General features: G+C 58.9%; 12 protein-coding genes and 3 tRNA genes. 6 read left to right on the top strand and 9 right to left on the bottom strand.

The window, feature by feature from the left end; all coding sequences use genetic code 11:
• Positions 1-2,445 (top strand): ABC transporter permease, encoded by a 2,445-nt coding sequence (locus E4U03_RS09105; protein ID WP_135013230.1) that lies wholly within the window; start codon positions 1-3, stop codon positions 2,443-2,445.
• Here E4U03_RS09105 and E4U03_RS09100 read toward each other — a convergent pair.
• Positions 2,442-3,323 (bottom strand): hypothetical protein, encoded by an 882-nt coding sequence (locus E4U03_RS09100; RefSeq protein ID WP_135013229.1) that lies wholly within the window; start codon positions 3,321-3,323, stop codon positions 2,442-2,444. The two genes, E4U03_RS09105 and E4U03_RS09100, sit on opposite strands and share 4 nt — an antisense overlap.
• A 153-nt stretch (positions 3,324-3,476) precedes the next feature.
• Here E4U03_RS09100 and E4U03_RS09095 point away from each other — a divergent pair, with 153 nt between their 5' ends.
• Positions 3,477-4,544: a hypothetical protein gene (locus tag E4U03_RS09095; RefSeq protein WP_135013228.1), complete on the top strand. Its 1,068-nt coding sequence runs from the start codon at positions 3,477-3,479 to the stop codon at positions 4,542-4,544.
• A 95-nt stretch (positions 4,545-4,639) separates the two neighbouring features.
• Here the strand turns inward: E4U03_RS09095 and metG are convergent, their stop codons facing one another.
• The 5 genes from metG to E4U03_RS09070 all read right to left on the bottom strand — a co-directional run bounded on the left by metG (position 4,640) and on the right by E4U03_RS09070 (position 11,732).
• Positions 4,640-6,181: a methionine--tRNA ligase gene (gene metG / locus E4U03_RS09090; protein ID WP_135013227.1), complete on the bottom strand. Its 1,542-nt coding sequence runs from the start codon at positions 6,179-6,181 to the stop codon at positions 4,640-4,642.
• A gap of 172 nt (positions 6,182-6,353) precedes the next feature.
• The gene (gene serA / locus E4U03_RS09085; RefSeq protein WP_135013226.1) at positions 6,354-7,949 is read right to left on the bottom strand and encodes a phosphoglycerate dehydrogenase; all 1,596 of its coding nucleotides are present in this window, start codon (positions 7,947-7,949) and stop codon (positions 6,354-6,356) included.
• A gap of 260 nt (positions 7,950-8,209) precedes the next feature.
• Complete coding sequence (gene ilvC, locus E4U03_RS09080) at positions 8,210-9,334, bottom strand: ketol-acid reductoisomerase (RefSeq protein ID WP_265588580.1); 1,125 nt, start codon at positions 9,332-9,334, stop codon at positions 8,210-8,212.
• 53 nt (positions 9,335-9,387) lie between these two features.
• A complete protein-coding gene (gene ilvN, locus E4U03_RS09075) occupies positions 9,388-9,897 on the bottom strand; it encodes an acetolactate synthase small subunit (protein ID WP_135013225.1) in 510 nt (169 codons plus the stop codon).
• On the bottom strand, positions 9,894-11,732 hold the full coding sequence (locus E4U03_RS09070; RefSeq protein WP_135013224.1) for an acetolactate synthase large subunit: 1,839 nt from the start codon (positions 11,730-11,732) through the stop codon (positions 9,894-9,896). The genes ilvN and E4U03_RS09070 overlap by 4 nt, the downstream gene beginning before the upstream one ends.
• A 429-nt stretch (positions 11,733-12,161) precedes the next feature.
• On the opposite strand from E4U03_RS09070, the gene E4U03_RS09065 reads away from it, so the two are divergent.
• Complete coding sequence (locus E4U03_RS09065; RefSeq protein WP_135013223.1) at positions 12,162-12,614, top strand: hypothetical protein; 453 nt, start codon at positions 12,162-12,164, stop codon at positions 12,612-12,614.
• A 122-nt stretch (positions 12,615-12,736) separates the two neighbouring features.
• Here E4U03_RS09065 and E4U03_RS09060 read toward each other — a convergent pair.
• The 3 genes from E4U03_RS09060 to E4U03_RS09050 all read right to left on the bottom strand — a co-directional run bounded on the left by E4U03_RS09060 (position 12,737) and on the right by E4U03_RS09050 (position 13,803).
• Positions 12,737-12,809: transfer RNA gene (locus tag E4U03_RS09060), tRNA-Lys, on the bottom strand.
• A gap of 187 nt (positions 12,810-12,996) precedes the next feature.
• Positions 12,997-13,069 (bottom strand) — tRNA-Lys (locus tag E4U03_RS09055).
• Positions 13,070-13,242: 173 nt separating this feature from the next.
• Positions 13,243-13,803, bottom strand: a complete 561-nt coding sequence (locus E4U03_RS09050; protein ID WP_167752378.1) for a MarR family winged helix-turn-helix transcriptional regulator — start codon at positions 13,801-13,803, stop codon at positions 13,243-13,245.
• A gap of 254 nt (positions 13,804-14,057) precedes the next feature.
• On the opposite strand from E4U03_RS09050, the gene bcp reads away from it, so the two are divergent.
• The 3 genes from bcp to E4U03_RS09035 all read left to right on the top strand — a co-directional run.
• Entirely contained in the window at positions 14,058-14,528 is a 471-nt protein-coding gene (gene bcp / locus E4U03_RS09045) for a thioredoxin-dependent thiol peroxidase (protein WP_135013221.1), read from the top strand.
• Between the two features lie 70 nt (positions 14,529-14,598).
• Positions 14,599-14,680 (top strand) — tRNA-Leu (locus E4U03_RS09040).
• A 116-nt stretch (positions 14,681-14,796) separates the two neighbouring features.
• The coding region (locus E4U03_RS09035; protein WP_135013220.1) for an ABC transporter substrate-binding protein at positions 14,797-15,990 on the top strand (1,194 nt) is incomplete at its 3' end.

The raw sequence follows: 15,990 nt of genomic DNA, 5'->3' as shown, positions 1-15,990 counted from the left end.
ATGGCCACCACCCTAAGTACCGTCGCTTTCTCCAACCTGGGCAAGCACCGCCTGCGCTTTGCCCTCACCTCTATCGGCATCGCGATTTCAGCTTTCTTTCTCACCGCTGTGCTACTGATTAATACCTCCTTCTATGACGAGGTGAGGCAGGCAGCAGGCCAGAAGTACTCAACTGCTGATGCCGTTGTCGAAACCACCAACAGGTTCTCTCAGGGGGACACCACTGACTACCTTCTCACCCAGGACCAGGCTGACCGGATAGAAAATCTCCCCGCAGTTGAATCGACCTGGGCAGTGACCGCTACCTACGCCGTTATCTATATACCGGCTGAAGAAGAGCAGGCAGAGAGCACCTACAGCATCGTCCGAGCCGATATGCCCGCTGAGGCGTTCTTCCCCTACTCCCTGAAAGAGGGCAGCCTGCCGACGTCCGCCCATCAGATAGTGATTACCGACCGGGCAGCCGAAGCTCTCTCTGTAGGGGTGGGCGGGACGGTCGTCCTCGATGATCTTTCTACCGTAACCGAGCAGACCGACATGACAGAGCCTCTCCCCCAGGCGGCCTACACCATCACCGGCATCTATGAATACCCCAGCGGCTATGGCGCCGGACCAGATATGGTCTTTACACCGGGTAACGGTGTAGCAAACTACATCGAACGCAGCCACGCCTACTGGGTGAGCACCCCCGACGGTATCTACGAGCAAGTTATTCTGAAACTCAAAGACCCCACCTCCACGTCCTTAGTAGAGCTCAAGCAGGCTCTTGCGAACTCCCCATCCCTTACTGTCTCGTCGGTTGAAGAACAGATTAGAAACGACGTCGGCAAGGGAGCGGGCAGCTACACCGCCCTGCTCTCTATCCTCTTCGGCTTTGGGGCTCTTTCGCTCCTTATGAGCTCCTTCATCATCGCCAGCACCTACAAGGTACATGCGGCAGCCCGCTCCCGTGAACTGGCCCTGCTCCGCACCCTGGGTGCTACCCGCCTAGCGGTGGTGCGCATGCTCCTGGTTGAGGCAGCAGCCCTCGGCGCGCTCTCCTCCCTCGCGGGTATCATCACCGCCTACCTTGCCGCTCTAGTTTTCAACGAAAGTGGCCGCATCACCTTTAACCCGATAGCGGGTGCTCTCGCTATGCTGGTCTGCACGCTCGTTACCCTCCTGGCGGCGCTCAAGCCGGTCTGGGCGACCCGCACCATACCACCGGTGGCGGCGCTCAATGGCTACCAGAAGCTTCCGAACGCTCCCCGCGCCAGGCACACCTGGGCTTATATCGGCCTCTGCCTTGTACTCACCCTGGCTACGGTAGCCTGCGCCTTGCCCGGGCTTCAGGGAGAAGACGAATTTCTGATTGCGGTAGCCACAGTTCTGGCTGCCCTCACCTTCGTGGTGGCAGCTCCCCTGCTCGTCGCACCGGGCATCGCCCTGCTCCGAATCTTTGCCCGTCCCTACTCCACCGCGGCCCTGGCCCACAGCAACATCGCCCAATCACGGGCGTCCGCCTCCGTGACCGTCCGTATGGTCTTCATCTGTGCGGCCTTCGTCAGCGCAGCCCTCACCGGCTACTCCACCATGCAGCAAAGCTTCATGGCAGAACTAGACCGCAACTACCCCTACGACGTTGAAGCGGTACTTGCAGAACCAGACATCGCCCGCCTCCAGGAGATACAGCGTCAGGTTTCCCAGCTCGACGGTGTGGACGCCGCCCTTGTGGCCCTGCCCCAGGGTAGTGTACTGACCTCGTCCGATGGCAGGTTCAGCACAACGGTCTACTCCATAGACCCCGAGACCCTCACCCGCCTGCACGGTGAACAAACCGGCCAGAAACTAACCGAGCAGACGGTGCTGCTGAGCCAGGCCTATGCAGACTCCTTCGGGGTACAGGAGGGCCAGCAGCTCTACATCGAAGGAACCCGTGACGCTGTAGAACTCACCGTCAGTATCACCCCCGATACGCTGCATGGCTTCCTCATAACCGCACAGAACGGCAACCTCATCAGCGGCACAGACCTGGTAGACCCTACCGGGCAAAACACTGGTGAAGGCCTGCTCCAGGCTAATTTTGACCCCGGTATCAGCTGGAGCGACCGTTTCTCGGTGCTCAACCCCATCGCCGAAATCACCGGCCTCGATGCGGGTGAGCTTTCGGGCGTAGCCACCGAAAAAGCCAGCTTGCAGGATAAGGGGTGCAGGAGCCGGCCTTATCACCGCCCTACTCCTGCTCCAGGTTTTTGCTGTCAACAATTTCAACCTGGTCTACAGCGTGCAGGCCTGGCACTACCTAGCAGTTATCGCAGGCGGCCTTACCCTGGCCTGGGCCACGGTCTTCTTCCCGGCCCGGTCAGCCTCCCGCATACCGCCGGTTGCTGCCCTACAGGAGGTGAACTAGCAGGGCGGGGCGGGCATCCGCCCCCTCAGACAGGCGGACGCCCGCCCCTGCCTTAGCTGGCAGTGGGGCTAGCGGTGGGGGTGGATACCGTCACCGGTGAGGTGTTCTTGGGGTCGGTCTTATCAGCGGCAACCCGCTCCCCAGCTGTGGCGTGGGTAGCCTCAAGTTCTTCAGAGAACTGCTCAAGACGCTGGTAGACCGCCTCATAGTAGGAGTTCTTCAGGCCGGTGATAGAAGAGTCGAAGGAAATGCTCTCACGGCAGGAAATATCGGTCTGCAGCATCTTCTCGGAGCTATCGGCCCCCAGTAGGCTAGCGCTATAAGCAGCCTGGTCGGTGCTCGAGGCCTGGCCGAACCCCGCGTCATTCATGCAGGTAGCCCACGACTCCTGCAAGGCCAGGTAGTTCTCATCGGCCCGCAAGCTGGTCTCAATAGCCTGGGCGAATTCAGGGGCCAGCAGGGCCGCCTTCACGCCGCTCTCCACAGAGCCGTAAATGTACTCGTAGCTCTGAGCCATGCAGCCAGCCGAGTTCAGCTCGCCGCTGGAGTACTCCATGAAGGTCACGGTAAAGGTTTCGCCGTCCTTACCCAGGTAGGCGTCCAGCCCCGCCTCGTCGAAGCTGGCGGTCGCCCGCCCCTCAGCGGCAGGCAGCTGGCCATAACCAGAAGCCTTCAGCTCCTCGGTGGTGCGGCCCGTGTAGACAGCAGAATCCAAGGTCAGCCCAACTTCGGGCTCCTTGTAGCTACCGCTGGCCTCAGCCACACAGCGCTCCACAAAAGCCCGGCGGGCAGACTCAGCCTCAGCAGGCGGGAAAATCCAAGACTGCAGGGCATCAAGATGCTCGGTCTTAGCGGTCTCAGCAGTCAGCTCATCAAAGTTCTGAGGCTGCGAAGAACACCCGGCCAGCCCTAAAGCTGTAAAACAGCCAAACACAGCGAGTCCTTTTACACAGCGGTTCGTAAGTAATGACACGGCGTCCTCCCTAGATAATCAGCCTCAATTCTAACTACTATGAAGAAGCAGCATCACCACAATCATCAAATGAATCCACGACGACCTCGTCACAGAAAGCAGACTACAAACGCCATGACCTCCCTTGACCAGCAAGGACTTCAGACCAGCCGCCGTGGCCTCATGCGCTTTGCCGCCTTCACAGGTGTGGCCAGTGTTGCCACCGCAGCAGGAACCGTAGCCATCAACGCTACCGCCCACGCAGCAGACGCAACCGCCAGCGTCTTCCCCTCAGATTTCACCTACCCCACCGTCACCGGTCCCTCCCTGGCTCTGTGGGGTAGCTCCTCCTTCGAAGGTGCCCAAGCCGACCAGGGCGTGCCTGCGGGGTTCAATGCGAGCATGGAAGCCCTGCTCAGCAGCTACCTTTCAGCACCGGTTTTAGAATTTGGCCGCGGTGGCGAAACCTCCACCATGATCGCAGCCCGCCGAGGCGTAGCAAACAACATCTATAAGCTCTCCTTCCCCAACGACCGAATCCCGGCCAGCGGAAGCGTCAACATCACTCTGTCAGACTCTACGTATGTTGCCTGGGGTGCCAGCGCTTACGTACCCGGTTATGTTGGTGGTGTAGCAGGCGTCCTCGAAGCTGGTAAAACCGAGGGCACCTATACTTTCACCCGCGTCGTGCCCGGAGAAGAAATCTACGCCCCCGCCAATACTGAAGCAGCCTGGTTCTACTCCTACCAGGAGATGATTAGCCGTTCTTCTTACCACGTGCTTCAGATTGGCCGTAACAATATCAGCGATTACGACCGCATCACCCAGGACACCCAGCGATGCTACGACCTTGCCCCAGAGCGCACCATCGTGATGGGCCACTTTGCATCGAAGGGCGATACTCTCGACTCTGGCCGCGTCAAAAAAGTCAAGGCCTACAACGAGTGGGCGGCAAGCACCTACGGGGCTAAGTTCATGAACCCCGAGACCTACCTGCGCGAGACCACCCAGGAGTCCTGGCTGCGCTACGGTGCTCTTTCTGGTTCGGGTGTCTGGTCTTCAAATGAAGACCGTAAGGCCTACGAGGCCGGGCAGATTCCCCCGTCCCTATACTCCTCCGACGGCCTGCACCTGAACGGCTGGGGGTACATTGCCCTGTCTCAGATGGTCTACTACAAGGTCACTGAGCTCGGCTGGTTCTAGCCTCTCGGATGTAAACATCAGGACGCGGCCCCCACCTTTCGCGCGAAAGGTGGGGGCCGCGTCCTTATACGTTTGCTGGATACCCTGCTCGTAACCTAGGCGCTCTTGGGTTCCTCGTAGCGGGGGAAGATGGGGGCAGGGGCAGGCAGCTCGGTGCCGGGTTCTAGAGCCCGGTCAAGCGCTGCAAAGACGCGGTTCTCAGGAGCAACCGCCAGCAGGTCGAGCATCTTGCCCATGGAAGTGGGCATAACCGGCTGGGTGAGAGTAGCGACGATGCGGAGTACCTCGGCGGTCACATAGAGCACGGTGTTCATGCGCTCCAGGTCGGTCTTGCGCAGCTTCCAGGGCTCCTGGGCAGTGAAGTAGCGGTTAGCTTCACCCACAACTTGCCAGATGCGCTCCAGGGCGCGGTGGAAGGCCTGCTCATCGAAGTCAGCGCGGACGGGCTCGTACAGGGCCGCTGCCATCTCAAGCATGGCGGTATCTTCTGCGGTGAAGGCACCGTGGGCAGGAACCTTGCCCTCGCAGTTCTTAGCGACCATGGAGAGGGAACGCTGGGCCAGGTTACCCAGGTCATTAGCTAGGTCTGAGTTGATGCGGTTCTTGATGCCTTCAGCTGAGTAGGAGCCGTCCTGGCCGAAGGAGACATCGCGCAGCAGGAAGAAGCGCAGCTGATCCAGGCCGAAGCTGGCGACCAGATCAGCGGGGTCAACTACGTTGCCGATAGACTTGCTCATCTTCTCGCCGTCAACCAGCAGGAAGCCGTGGCCAAAGACCCGCTTGGGGATTTCAAGGCCGGCTGACCAGAGGAAGGCGGGCCAGTAGATGGCGTGGAAGCGGGTGATGTCCTTACCAATCATATGTACATCAGCAGGCCAGAACTTAGTGAAGAGTTCGCCCTCGGTATCGGGGTAGCCCAGGCCGGTGATGTAGTTGGTCAGAGCATCCACCCAGACGTACATAACGTGCTTGTCGTTGCCGGGAACCGACACACCCCAGTCGAAGGTGGTGCGGGAGATGGAAAGGTCGGTCAGGCCGTTCTTGATGAAGGCTGCCAGCTCATTGCGGCGGGATTCGGGGTAAACGAAGCCCTCGGTGGAGTAGAGCTCCAGCAGGCGGTCGCCGTACTTGGAGAGACGGAAGAAGTAGGATTCCTCTTCAGTCCATTCAACCTCGGTACCGGTGGAGATAGCGTAGCGGACACCGTCCCGCACCTCGGTTTCTTCCTCGGTGTAGTAGGCCTCATCGCGTACGGAGTACCAGCCGGCGTACTTATCGAGGTAGATGTCGCCGTTCTCTTCCATCTTCTTCCAGATAGCCTGAGAGGCAGCGTAGTGGTCGGCATCGGTGGTGCGCATGAAACGGTCGTAGTCGGCACCTACCAAATCGGCCATAGCGCGGAAGCGGGCTGAGTTCTCGTCTGCCAGTTCTTTGGGGGTCTTGCCCTGTTTGGCAGCGGTGGTCTGCATCTTCTGCCCGTGCTCATCGGTACCGGTCATGAAGCGCACGTCGAAGCCGTCAAGCTTCTTGAAGCGGGCCATGGTGTCGGCGGCAATAACCTCGTAGGCGTGCCCGATATGGGGGGCGCCGTTGGGGTAAGAAATCGCAGTGGTGATGTAGTACGGGGTAGAAGTCATAGCTACCACTTTACCCGTTTACAGCGACCACTGCGAACGCTATTTCACACGGGAAAAGGCGCGGGTGGGCTTTCCCGAAGCCGACTGGCTGGGGCTGGCATGAATTAGTCGAGCGCCCTAGCGCGAGACCAAGAAGGTTAGTCGGCAAGAGAAAGCCTACCCGCGCTTCTAGCTAGTCAGCCAGGTTAATAACCGCCGCGCGGGAGGCGTTGACCACGCGCTTGATGGATTCGAGCACCTCGGCTGAGAGGGCTGAGTCCAGAGCCAGGACGCAGAGAGCTTCAGCATTCTTGTCGTTGCGGGAGACCTGCATACCGGCGATATTGATGGAGGCGGTGCCCAGCAGGGTACCGATAGCGGCAATGACGCCCGGGCGATCTACATACTCCAGAACCAGCATGTGGTCGGTGATGGGGATTTCCACATCGAAGCCATTGACGTTGGTCAGCTTCTCGATCAGCTTGGGGCCGGTGACGGTACCGGCTACAGAAACGACCTCACCATTGGCTAGGGCGCCGGTGAGCACGGTTTCGTTGCGAAAGTAGTCGGTTTCGGTGGTGGTGACCAGCTCGACCTCAACACCGCGCTGTTCGGCTAGCACGGGGGCGTTGACGTAGGAAACCTTGTCTGAGACGACGTCGGTGAAGACGCCCTTGAGGGCTGAGAGTTTGAGGGAGGTGACGTCCTTGGTGGCGATTTCACCGGCGATCTTGACCTCGACGCGGGTGAGAGCTTCGTCGCCGCCGATGGCGGTGAGGATGCGGCCGACCTTCTCTGCCAGGGGGACGCCGGGTCGGACGTCCTTGTCGATGGCGCCGCCTGCGACGTTGACGGCGTCGGGCACCAGGTCGCCCTCAAGGGCCAGGCGTACAGATTTTGCAACCGAGATGCCGGCCTTTTCCTGGGCTTCGAAGGTGGAGGCGCCCAGGTGGGGGGTGGCAACTACGTTGGGCAGCTCAACGAAGGGTACGTTCTTGGCGGGTTCCTTGACGTAGACGTCAATGGCAGCGCCAGCAATTTCACCTGAGCGCAGGGCTACGTCAAGGTCTGCTTCGTCAATGAGGCCACCGCGGGCTACGTTGACCACGTAGGCGGTCTTCTTCATCTTCTTGAAGCTCTCGGCGTTGATCATGCCCAGGGTTTCGGGGGTGCGGGGCATGTGGATGGTGATGAAGTCAGAGCGCTCCACTAGCTCATCCAGCTCAACCAGTTCTGCGCCCAGGGCTGCTGCGCGGGCTGAGGTGACGAAGGGGTCGTAGGCGATGATTTCGGTACCGAAGGCCTTGAGGCGTTCTGCAACCAGACCACCGATTCGGCCCAGGCCGATAATGCCGATGGTCTTTTCAAAGAGCTCAACGCCTGAGAAGGCGGAGCGCTTCCACTGGCCGGCCTTCATGGAGGCGTCGGCAACGGCGATGTTACGGGCCAGGCCCAGAATGTGGCCGACAGTGAGTTCGGCGGCGGAAATGACGTTGGAGGTGGGAGCGTTGACCACCATGACGCCTGCCTTGGTGGCAGCCTTGATATCGACGTTGTCGAGGCCGACACCTGCGCGGGCGATGACCTTGAGCTTTTTGGCAGCGGCAATAGCTTCTGCGTCGACTTGGGTGGCTGATCGCACCAAAATAGCGTCTACATCGGCAATGGCGGGGAGGAGTTCATCGCGGTTGGCGCCGTCGCAGGAGCGGATTTCAAAGTCGGGGCCCAGGGCTTCAACGGTGGCGGGTGAGAGTTCTTCAGCGAGCAGAACGACGGGTTTTGCAGTCACAGGTGGTTTCCTTAGATAGCGGGTGACGGTTAGAGAAAGTGGAGCAGCTGGCGCTTCGGACCCTAAGGACGCCGCTGGTAGGGGTGCTCTAAAAAGAGCAGGAGTGCGGTTGGCAGGCTACAGTTCACCGTACGGCTGTAGCGAGACCGCTCCCCCCCCAGTTTACTGGGGGTTGGCAAGAGCCGGCTACCTTGCCCTGGGGTGGGTGAGGTAGCCGGCTCTTTAGAATTCACTGCTGGTGCAGGTGAGAGTAGCTTGGCTTAGCGGGCAACTGAGCCGTCGACGTAGTCTGAGTCAACGGAATTGTTCCAGGCAAAGAGCTTGCGCAATTCGCGACCGGTTGCTTCGATGGGGTGGGCTTCACCCTCAGCACGCAGTTCCTTGAACTCGGGGCCGCCGGCTGCCTGGTCTTCCATGAAGCGCTTGGCGAAGGTGCCGTCCTGGATGTCGGCCAGAACAGCCTTCATGTTTTCCTTGACCTCGGGGGTGATCACGCGGGGGCCTGAGACGTAGTCGCCGTATTCAGCGGTGTCTGAGATGGACCAGCGCTGCTTGGCAATGCCGCCCTCAATCATGAGGTCAACAATCAGCTTGAGCTCGTGCAGCACCTCGAAGTAGGCGATTTCGGGCTGGTAGCCAGCTTCGGTCAGGGTTTCGAAGCCGTACTGAATCAACTGGGAAGCGCCACCGCAGAGTACTGCCTGCTCGCCGAAGAGGTCTGATTCGGCTTCTTCCTTGAAGGTAGTTTCAATGACGCCTGCACGGGTTGCACCCATAGCCTTGGCGTAAGCCAGGGCCAGATCGAGGGCCTTACCTGAGGCGTCCTTTTCAACCGCTACGAGGGCGGGCACGGCGCGTCCTGCCTCAAATTCACGGCGGACGGTGTGTCCGGGGCCCTTGGGGGCAACCATGGCAACGTCGACGCCCTCGGGAGCTTCGATGTAGCCGAAGACGATGTTGAAGCCGTGGGCGAAGAAGAGGGCATCACCTTCGTTGAGGTTGGGGGCGATGTCGTTCTTGTAGACCTCTGCCTGAACCTGGTCGGGGGTGAGGATCATGATGACGTCTGCTTCTGCTGCTGCTTCTGCAACGGTAAGGACGCGCAGTCCTTCTGCTTCTGCCTTGGCGCGTGACTTTGAGCCTTCTGCAAGACCAACGCGGACGTCTACGCCGGAGTCACGCAGGTTGAGGGCGTGGGCGTGGCCCTGGGAACCGTAGCCGATGATGGCGACGGAGCGTTCTGCGATGTTCGCCAGATCTGCGTCGTCGTTGTAGTAGATCTTTGCCATGATGTTTCGATCTCCTTGATCGGTTGAGGGGCAGCAGCTACTGCTAAACCTTGGTTGTGATGAACCGTTAGTCTCTAGCCTAGTAGGTTCGGCCAATTTTGAGACGCGGGTTTCATATTTTGGAACGATATTTTTGGGTGGCTCTTGCCCTAGCTACGCAGGGCCTTTTCGCTCATGGAGCGGGGGCCGCGAGAAAGCCCGATGGTGCCAGCGCGCACGATTTCGCGGACGCCAAAGGGTTCAAGCACCTCAAGCAGGGCGTTAATCTTATTGGCAGAGCCGGTGGCCTCGATAATGACGGACTCGGTAGAGACGTCCACAATCTTGGCGCGGAAGAGGTCGGCGGCCTGGGTGACCTGGATGCGGGCTGTCGTGTCCGCCTTGACCTTGATGAGAATGTGGTCACGCTGGGCCGACTGGTCGTCGGGTAGCTCCACAATCTTGAGCACGTGAATCAGCTTGTTAAGCTGTTTGGTGACCTGTTCAAGCAGCACGCCCTCGGCGTCGACCACCACGGTGATGCGGGAGATGCCGGGAACTTCGGTGGGACCAACGGCCAGGGAATCAATGTTGAACATGCGGCGGGCAAAGAGACCTGAGACTCTGGCTAGCACGCCGGGCTTATCTTCTACAAGAACCGAGAGGGTGTGGCGGCTCATAGCATCTCCTCATCTTCGCCCCAGGAGGGTGAGATATCTTTAGCAATCTGAATCTGGTCGTTCGATACACCGGCGGGCACCATGGGCCAGACTAGGGCATCGGGGCTGACGTTGAAGTCTACGACGACGGGGCGGTCGTTGATCGCCAGGGCCTGCTTGATGGTGTCTTCTACGTCTGCATCGCTCTCGCAGCGCAAGGCGGCGCAGCCGTAGGCTTCAGCCAGCTTGACAAAGTCGGGCACGCGCTCGGTACCCATGCCGGTCTTGAGGTGGGTGTTAGAGTAGCGGCCATCGTAGAAGAGGTTCTGCCACTGGCGCACCATACCCAAGGACGAGTTGTTGATAATGGCAACCTTGATGGGAATGTTATTCTGCACGCAGGTGGCCAGTTCCTGGTTGGTCATCTGGAAGCAGCCGTCACCATCAATAGCCCACACGACAGAGTCGGGGAAGGCAACCTTGACGCCCATAGCGGCGGGGACAGAGAAGCCCATGGTGCCCAGGCCAGCTGAATTGATGAAGTGGCGGGGGTTTTCGCTCTGGATAAACTGGGCCGACCACATCTGGTGCTGGCCCACGCCGGTGACGTAGTAGGCATCGGGGCCGGTGAGCTCGCTCAGCTTTTGGATGACGTACTGGGGGGAACCCAGGCCATCGTCAGTCTTGGTGTAGCCCAGGGGGTAGGTTTCCTTGAAGCGGTTGACCAGCGTCCACCAGTCGGTCAGGTCGGGAAGTTCAGAGGCGAACTCACCTTCGAGAATCTCGTTGATTTCGGGCAGCACGTAGCGTAGGTCGCCCACGATGGGTACGTCGGCAATACGAATCTTTGAGATTTCTGCGGGGTCTACATCGACGTGGATGACTTTAGCATGCGGAGCGAATTCTGAGACGACGCCGGTGACGCGGTCATCAAAACGGGCACCCAGGGCAATGAGCAGATCGGACTTCTGCATGGCGGTCACTGCCGGGACGGTGCCGTGCATACCGGGCATGCCCAGGTTCTGGGGGTCCGAGTCGGGATAGGCGCCACGGGCGGTCAGGGTGGTGACGACGGGTGCACCAATGGTCTTAGCCAACTTGAGCAGCTCGTCGGACGCTTCAGCGCGGACGACTCCGCCGCCCACGTAGAGGACAGGGCGCCGGGACTCGGTGATAAGCTTGGCCGCTTCGCGAATCTGCTTGGAGTGGCCGCGGGTGACGGGATTGTAGCCGCGGGGGGCGGTGTTAGCGGGCGGCCAGGAGAAGTCCATCATGCCCTGCTGGGCGTCCTTGGTGATATCAACAAGGACGGGACCGGGGCGGCCGGTTGCAGCGATTTTGAAGGCGGTGGCGATGCAGCGGGGAATCTCCTGGGCATCGCGCACCATAAAGGAGTGCTTGGTGATGGGCATAGTCATGCCCACGATGTCGGCTTCCTGGAAGGCATCGGTGCCGATGACCTTTGATGAGACCTGGCCGGTGATGCAGACCATGGGAACAGAGTCCATGTTGGCGTCCGCAATGGCGGTGAGCAGGTTGGTGGCACCGGGGCCCGAGGTGGCAATAGCTACGCCGACCTTGCCGCTGGCGACAGCATAGCCTTCTGCAGCGTGCCCTGCCCCCTGCTCGTGGCGCACCAGGATGTGGTTGAGCTTTTCAGAGTCAAAGAGGGGGTCGTAGGTGGGCAGAATTGCGCCGCCAGGCAGGCCGAAGATATCGGTAACACCCAGTTCTTCGAGGGAGCGGACGATGGCCTGCGAGCCGGTCATACGCTCTACCGGTGAGGTTTCTGAGCTGCTACGGTTGCCCAGGTTTTTAGCTAGATCTGCAGGGTTGATGGGATTTCCCGCTGTCATTGGTAATCCTCGCGATGGTCTGAAGATGATCTTGTGTGTGAGCGGTGGGTGCGCCCGTTGGGTGTAGGTAGTGCCGGGTTGCGGATAAACCTAGAAAAAACCCTCCGCCTGGTTGAGCGAAGGGTGCGCACGCCGTAAGACACATCAAAGACTTATGCTGCGCACTCATTCACGAGTCGCACCACAAGAATAATCTGTGACTGCTGGCATGTTGTCATACCCCTTATTCTTGGTGCTCAAGGGCACACCGGTCAAACCAGTCTTAGAATATGACACAGCTAGTTCACCCCTCAAGACACCAACGGGGAGGGGTAAAGCGATCTAGCCTGGTCAAACGACACAAAGCTGCACATCGTCATTTAAAGACTTTTAGGCAATCAGTAGCACTTTTCTGGCCAAGACTTCAGCTATAGCACGTAGACTGATGGCATGACTGAACCCCAGCTCACCAGTAGTGAAATTGCCAAGGCCCTGCACACTGTCTTTGATAGTCAGATTATTAACTATGGGGCCTACAACCTAGTTTTTGCTACAGGTTCATCTATCTACCGCAACCCCGATCTGGCATCTCATCAGGAAGAAAACCAGAGCCACTTCCTCATCGGCTACAGGGACACCCCGCGAGAGTCCGTCATCGCCCCGCTCTCCTTGCCCGAAGTTCGTGGCACCGGAACTCCCACTTCTATCGACAACACAAATGCCGCCCGTACCTTTAGCCTTTCAGAGTTTTCCTTTGGGCTAGAATCCACGAACGGCACCTCCTTTTCTCTCACCTTCGAGCCCCACATGACCGTCCAGACAACAGAAGGTAGCGGCGTACTGGATCAGGCACTTGATATTGAAGATTTTAAGCGCGTCATCATTGAGGCCTGGGAGCTCTAGCCCTCCCCTAGGGTGAAGCCCATAGACAAAAGATCTGGGCATCATCTGAAGACTAGACGCAGATAAACCAGGATGAATAAAAAAGAAGCCCGACCGGCTAGCCGGTCGGGCTTCTTACGCTGTGCGCCCCCTGGGACTCGAACCCAGAACCCATTGATTAAGAGTCAATTGCTCTGCCAATTGAGCTAGAGGCGCATATTTACTTGTCAGACCGAGAACCTGTCTCAGCAACGGGTTCTACTATACGCACCTTTTTTGAGGCACGCAAGCCAAAAAAGGGAATTTGTGAGCACTTCCACATAAGCGTCACATATACACCCCAAGCGGCCGCTTTTGGACAAAAAGAAGCCCGACCGGCTAGCCGGTCGGGCTTCTTACGCTGTGCGCCCCCTGGGACTCGAACCCAGAACCCATTGATTAAGAGTCAATTGCTCTGCCAATTGAGCTAGAGGCGCATATTTATTCGTCAGACCGAGAACCTGTCTCAGCAACGGGTTCTACTATACGCACCTTTTTTGAGGCACGCAAGCCAAAAAAGGGCATTTGTGAGCACCCTCATAAAAAGTACAGATGTGCATCATATACAGAAGGCCTCCCGCTCTATCTATCGGCAGGAGGCCCAGAAGCACTACTTACAGTACTCAGCAATCATCTCTGGCGTAATAACATCCATAACAGCGGTATTGGCGCGGTCAACGATAGGCTCCGTGACATTAGCCTCAGGTACGTCGGCTTCTGCCGACGGAGCCTCTGCTAAAGATTTAGTAATAGCCCCAATCTGGGCAGTGTGCTCACCTGCAACATCATCGAGCACCTCGCCACCACCGTGATATTCATTGAGGCTTTCAATAATGTGAATGAGCATCTCGCGGAATTCCGGGTTTGAGAGCTCACCGGCAGATCCAAGCTTGCGGTCAATGTTCTCTGCTTCGGCCAGCACGCGCCGCCCCTCTTCGGTAATACCTAGAAGGTAGCTGCGGCGGTCAATAGTGTTACGGGTGCGGAAAACGTGCCCGTGTGCTTCGAGTCGCGCAAGGGTCTTACCCATGGTCTGGGCCTGCACACCTACAAGGGAGGCAACTTTTACCTGTGAAATCATGCCTTCGCGGGCAATGACGCCAAGAGCTGTTACGCCAGCATGGGTAAGCCCAAGTGACTTCAGCTGATCATTCCAGCTGTATTCCAGCATGCGCGCTGCAGTTGAGAGGAGTCGACTAATCGACCAATTACAAATTTCTGGCATAGCACCATTATAAGCATACTCAGCACTTATATGCCTAGACATGACAGGTGCTTGACATAACCAACTGTACACTGAGTAATTGTTGAACAACCCTGTTTTTTCCGCTAAAAATCAGGGCTCCTTGCCCCTGATAAGCTGGAAGCAAGGCCGCAGCCCGGTAGGCTGCACCCCTATTCTGTTCACCATGTGAAAGGACGCCCGTGGAACGACTTACTCCGGGAACCCCCGCACCCCAGTTCACCCTGCCCACTACAGGAGGTGGCACCGTCTCCCTGGCCGACTACGCAGGGCAGAAGGTCATCGTCTATTTCTATCCCAAGGCCTCCACCCCCGGGTGCACCACCCAGGCCTGCGATTTTAGAGACAACCTGGCCTCGCTCACCTCGCACGGCTACGCCGTCCTGGGCATCTCACCCGACAGCGTCAAGGCCCTCGATACTTTCACCGAGAACCAGGAGCTCACCTTCCCCCTGCTCTCCGATGAAGACCACGCGGTTGCGGAAGCCTACGGGGCCTGGGATGAAAAGAAAAACTACGGCAAGACCTATGTGGGTCTGATTCGCTCCACCCTCGTCATCGACGAGAAGGGAATGATTGAGGTCGCCCAGTACAACGTCCGCGCTAAGGGCCATGTTGCCAAGCTCCGCAGAGATCTAGGTATCGACTCCTAAGGGCGGCCGCATTTAGCAAAACCTCCTCAGGTGTTGTAGCATAGACACTGTTGTGCTGACAGCACCGCATGCGCGAGTGGTGAAATTGGCAGACACGCAGGATTTAGGTTCCTGTGCCTTACGGCGTGAGGGTTCAAGTCCCTCCTCGCGCACACTGACGAAATACCCGTTCAGCCCGGTTTATCCACGGTTGGACGGGTTTTTTGATAACCAGAACCTGGCGTCCACAGCCTAGGCCAACGAGCCTCAGAACGAAGGGGATTCTCTCATGGCAGCACCAGCCCTCACTCGTCGCACCCTGCTTCACTACGGTTCCCTGCTGACCGCCGGCCTAGCCCTTTCCGCCTGTTCAGCCTCCACCGAGGCCACCCCCACGGCGTCCGCCTCCGCCACCGAGAGCGCAGGCCCCACCTTCCGTTTTGCCCAGGGCGCCCAGGTACTCACCCTTGACCCGGCAGCTACCTACCGGGTAGAAAGCCACCGCATCAGCGCCCAGATTCTAGAACCCCTGGTGCGGGCCGACGTCAACACCGGCGAGCCTGCTCCCTCTCTTGCCAAGAGTTGGGAGATCAGCGAGGATGGCCTCACCTACACCTTCACCCTGGTTGAGAACGCCACCTTTAGCGACGGCAGCCAGCTGACAGCCAGTAGTGTACTGGCCAACATCGAGCGTTGGTCTCGCCTGGGGAAGGCTCCTCTGACCCGCATGACCCAGCCCTTCCACCAGCTCTTTGGAACAGCTCAGGCAGCCGATGGCAGCCAGCTAGGCTCCCTGGTCAACAGCTGGTCAGCCCCCAGCGATACAAGCATTACCATTGTGCTTACCCGCCCCTCCCGCAGCTTCCTCAAGGCCCTCACCCAGCCGGCCTACGGGCTGGTCTTACCCAGCACTATCGGGGCAGACGGCTACCTCACCGGCTCCCCCGTAGGAACCGGTGCCTTTACGCTGAGCTCCTGGGACGGCAGCACTGCCGTCCTCACCCGCAACAACTCCTACCGGGGGCAGGCCCCCGACCTTGGCACCATCGAATTCCTTACCATCCCCGATGCCGAAAAGCGCTACTACAACCTGCTCGAAGGCAGCATCGACGCCTGCGACCAGGTAGCCCTCAAAGACTACGTCCCCCTGGCTCTGGACGGGTATGCAGTGCAGTCCCGCGACCCCTACGCGATTGCCTATATCAGTATCAACCTCTCCCACCCGGCCTTCGACGACGCCCGGGTGCGCCAGGCCCTGGCCCGCGCCATCGACAGGGCCGCTATCGTCGAGGCCTACTACCCCCAGGGCACCAATACCGCCCCCGACTTCATCCCCGCCCTCTTCCAGATGAAGAAAGAGGACATGGCGCAGGTCTATACCTATAACCTGACCCGCGCCCAGGAACTCCTGCGCGCCAGCACCTACGCCAACCAGGCCATTGATTTCTACTACCCGGTCAATCTCTCTCTACCCTCCCTGCCC

Source organism: Rothia nasimurium (genome assembly GCF_004569295.1).
GTDB lineage: Bacteria > Actinomycetota > Actinomycetes > Actinomycetales > Micrococcaceae > Rothia > Rothia nasimurium_B.
The sequence above is the reverse complement of the archived record's forward strand: the minus strand, read 5'-3'. Positions and strand labels throughout refer to the sequence as shown.